The organism is Mycobacterium sp., from assembly GCF_032162605.1.
Taxonomy (GTDB): domain Bacteria; phylum Actinomycetota; class Actinomycetes; order Mycobacteriales; family Mycobacteriaceae; genus Mycobacterium.
In genome coordinates this window covers 1-4,040 of the sequence record NZ_JAVROT010000363.1, presented here as the reverse complement: position 1 = coordinate 4,040, position 4,040 = coordinate 1, and the positions used below count along the sequence as shown (strand labels likewise).

Genomic DNA, 4,040 nt, shown 5'->3' with positions numbered 1-4,040 from the left:
AGCCCGGGTGCAACTGACGGCCGCGATCGAGGCGTTCGAACGCATGGGTGCCCGGCCGTGGGCGAGTCGAGCGGGCAGCGAGCTACGGGCCACCGGCCAGTCCAAACCGCGCGTCGACTGCTACGCGCTGGCGCCGCTGACCGCCCAGGAGCGGGAGATCGCTTTGTTGGCCGCTTCGGGCCTGACCAACAAGCAGATTGGCGAGCGCTTGTTCCTGTCTCCGCGGACGGTCGGTGGTCACCTGCATCGAGCGTTTCCCAAACTTGGCGTTGCCACTCGGGCAGCATTGCGCGACGCGCTCGCCTCGGTGCCCCCCAGCGAGGATCACTGAAACCGGACGCGACCGACCGGAGTCAGCGCGCACGCCACCGGCAGGAGCGTGCGCTGAAGGCGGGCGAATTTGTGGCACCGATGGCAACCCTCCGAGTGGAGCGTTTCGGAATACCCCGCGCCGCAATGCTTTGTGGGTCAGCTCGCGGAACCAGCGTTCGACGAGATTGAGCCACGACGGTGAAGTCGGGGTGAGTGGAGCTGGAACCGGGGATGTTTAGCCAGCCAGACCCGCGCGGTGGGGTGTTCGTAGTTGTCGACGATCAGGTGAATCCTCAACTCCTTGGGAAACTTGCGATCGATGGTGCGCAGGAACTTCACAAACCCCTGATGACGGTGCCGGGGCAGACACTGTCCGGTGAGCACGTCGAGGGCGGCGAACAAGGTGGTGGTGCCGTGCCGCTTGTAATCGTGGGTCATCGTCTGAGCGCGGCCCGTGATCGTCGGCAGTGATGCCTGGTTGCGGTCCAGGGCACGGCCTCTTCGAATCGAGCGCATGCTCGGTCGAATTCACCGCTGACCAATGCGGTGAACCCGTCGGCGATGCTGATCACACCACCAGTGGCGTGCCACGTCAGCGAGTCGCGTCATTTGACGCAAGACCCACGCGCTTCTCCTCAACAGAATGTAGTCAGTAGGCAACGGTTCGCGATACAAGGGGTGACCCATGACCGACCCGCTGTACGGCGACCACCAGTTCGACATCTACTTCGACGTGCGTAGGGCCAAAGACTATGGCGTCGGTGGGCTTTACTGCCCCAACCATGGCGGGCGCCAGGCCAATGGCGGGTTGCCTGCCCTTCATGGGCTGCCCGGCGTCTGCGAGGCTGCCGACGGGATGGCGGTTTTGCTCGACTCCGGCGTGCGCAGCGGCTCCGATGTCGCCACAGCAATGGCGACGGAGGGATGCTGCCGAGCCGGGGCCCATCCGTTGGAGCCGACGTAATGCACGAAAGCGAGCGCACGCGCGTCACTAGGGAGTCCAGCGCTGGAGGCACGGTTATCCGTAAGGAGCCGTTGGGGCCGGATGCCCAACACCGCTTGCGGCACGAGGTGGCGATCCTAGAGCGGCTGCGCGGTGTTGAGGGCGTGGCGCAACTGGCGGAGGCACCGCGCTACCCGGGGTCGATCGTGCTGGTCGACGTCGGTGGCACAAGCCTGGCGGGGCCGGCGAAGCTCCTCGCCGTTGATGACTTGATCGGGCTTGCGGTGCAGTTGGCGGCGGCAGTGGCGAGGATGCACCGACGCGGTGTGATGCACCGCAACATCACGCCTGCGAACATCGTGGTCTCGCGCGCAGGCGCCCCGAGCCTGGTGGACTTCGCGTTGGCAACGTCGTTCGCTGAGGTCCGTCCCGATTCCACCCACTACACCGAGATCGCTGGGACGCTGGCGTATCTGGCGCCCGAGCAGACCGGTCGCACCGGCCGGCTGGTGGATCAGCGTGCCGATCTGTATGCGCTCGGCGCGACGCTTTATGAGCTGGCAACCGGTGAGCCGCCGTTCGGTTCCGGCGACCCGTTGCGGCTCACCCATGATCACTTGGCGCGTGTGCCCACGCCTCCGGCCGAGGTCAACCCCGCCCTTCCGGGGCGGCTGTGCGACATCATCGTGCACCTACTGGAGAAGGAACCCGACAACCGGTATCAGACCGCCGACGGGGTCGTCTACGACCTGCAGTGGTTGCGCGAGGCACCGTCACGTCCGGCGGCGACCGCGCCGCGGGTCGGCGAGCATGATTATCCTGTCCGGCTGCTACCTCCGTCGCGGTTGGTCGAACGCGACGACGAGGTGGCAGCGCTAAAGGCGGCGTTCGATGACGTGCTGGCGGGCCGGTGTCGTGGAGTGCTGGTTAGTGGGCCGCCTGGGGTTGGTAAGACGGCGCTGGTCGACGAGCTTAGGCCGGTGGTGACCAGCAGTGACGGTTGGTTCGTCGCCGGCAAGTTCGACCAGTATCGGCGGGACCTGGAGTTCGACGCGGTCCATCAGGCGCTGCGCGGATTGGGCCGGCTGTTGCTGGCCGAGCCGGAGGATGCGCTGGTGCAGCTACGCGACAGGATCTTGGGAGCGGTCGGCCCCAACGCGGGTCTGCTGACCGCGATGCTGCCGGAGTTCGCGGCGCTGCTGGCGGTGCCCCCCGATCCGGGCGACCCGTTGACCGCGCAGGTTCGGACACAGCGAGCGGCGGTGGAACTGCTGCGCGCGATCGCTTCCCCGGAACGGCCGGTGGTGTTGTTCATCGACGACCTGCAGTGGGCTGGACGCACGCCGCTCGCCGTCGTCGACCTCGTGCTCAGTGAGCAGCAGGTGCAGGGCCTGCTGTTGGTGGGCGCCTACCGCGAAGAAGGCCTCGACGCACAGCATCCACTGTCGTCGATGGTGACGCGCTGGGGTCAGCAGGCGGGACTACAACCGCTTCGCTTGAAGAACCTGCCGGTATCGGGCTCGGTCGCCATGGTCGCCGAGATGCTCCACCTGGACCAGGCCGCGGCGGCCGCCCTGGCCGAGGTGATCAACCCGTACACGTCCGGTAACCCCTACGAGACGGTGGAGCTGCTCAACGCGCTGCGCCGCGACGGCCTGCTGACCGCAACGTCCACCGGGTGGCGATCGGACGAGTCGGCCGTGCGCGCTCACCTGGGCCTGCGCGACGTCGCGGGGATGCTGGCAGCGCGCGTCGATGCCATGCCGCCGACGTCCCGGGCGATGGTGGAGGCGATGGCGTGTCTTGGCGGGCGCGCCGAGCTGAGCCTGCTACAGACGGCGACCGGTGAACCCGCGAGCGGCGTGGAACAGGCGCTGGCCCCCGCCCTCGACGAGGGCCTTCTGGTCGTGGAACCCGGTGCGCACCAGGCGGTCCGGTTCCGTCACGACCGCACCCGAGAGGTGATCCTGGGCCGGCTGAACCCCGGCCGGCGCCACACCCTGCAGCTGACCATGGCGCGCCGCCTCGCCGTGGTGCCGGAATTGTTCGCCGTGGCAGCGGAACAGTACCTGCCGGTGGTCGACGCGGTCCACGATGACGACGAGCAACGTCGCGTGGTGGGGCTGTTGCGCCGCGCCGCGGAGCAGGCCACGTTGACCGGCGACTACTCCCTGGTGAACGCGCTGCTTGCCGGTGCGCTGCGGCTGATCGACCCGGGCGACGAGACGGCCTTGCTCGTCGAAGTGCACACCGGCCGCCACGCCGCCCTGTACGGCATCGGGCGCCTCGATGAGGCTGACGAGGTCTACCGGACCATCGAGGGGCTATGCACCACGGCGACTCAGCGCGCGGACGCGACGGTGGTGCAGGTGCTAAGCCTCACTCAGCGCAGCCGCCTGACCGACGCGATCGGACTTGGCCTGAACTCGCTTCGCGAGCTCGACATCACCGTCCCTGCCGCCGACCGGCTGCCGATGGAACTCGACGACCAGTTCGGCCATCTGTACCGGTGGTTGGAGACCCAGGCCGCGGACGATCTGGCCCGCAGCGACGTCACCGAACCCCGGCTGATCGCCGCGGCGCGTCTGATCAACGCGGTCCTACCGGCAACCTACTTCGTCGCCGACCACGCGACGAACGCCTGGCTGAGTCTGGAAGCGCTGAGGATCTGGCTCGAGCACGGCCCCGGCCCCACCCTGGTCGGCGGGCCCGGGACGAACTGATCGCGGGTGGCGACCTGGCCAACGCGGGATACACCTGGCAGTCGATCGTGGCAGCAATGCTG

General features: G+C 67.9%; 2 protein-coding genes and 2 pseudogenes. 3 read left to right on the top strand and 1 reads right to left on the bottom strand.

What is annotated here, in order from left to right:
* A partial coding sequence (locus tag QOI01_RS20515) for a response regulator transcription factor (RefSeq protein WP_526384176.1) occupies positions 1-331 on the top strand: 331 nt, incomplete at its 5' end.
* Between the two features lie 96 nt (positions 332-427).
* Here the strand turns inward: QOI01_RS20515 and QOI01_RS20510 are convergent.
* A pseudogene (locus QOI01_RS20510) lies at positions 428-807 on the bottom strand (transposase); the annotation flags it as partial.
* A 235-nt stretch (positions 808-1,042) separates the two neighbouring features.
* Here QOI01_RS20510 and QOI01_RS20505 point away from each other — a divergent pair.
* A pseudogene (locus QOI01_RS20505) lies at positions 1,043-1,228 on the top strand (alpha-hydroxy-acid oxidizing protein); the annotation flags it as partial.
* 119 nt (positions 1,229-1,347) lie between these two features.
* Entirely contained in the window at positions 1,348-3,978 is a 2,631-nt protein-coding gene (locus tag QOI01_RS20500; protein WP_526384174.1) for an ATP-binding protein, read from the top strand.
* Positions 3,979-4,040: the final 62 nt, after the last annotated feature.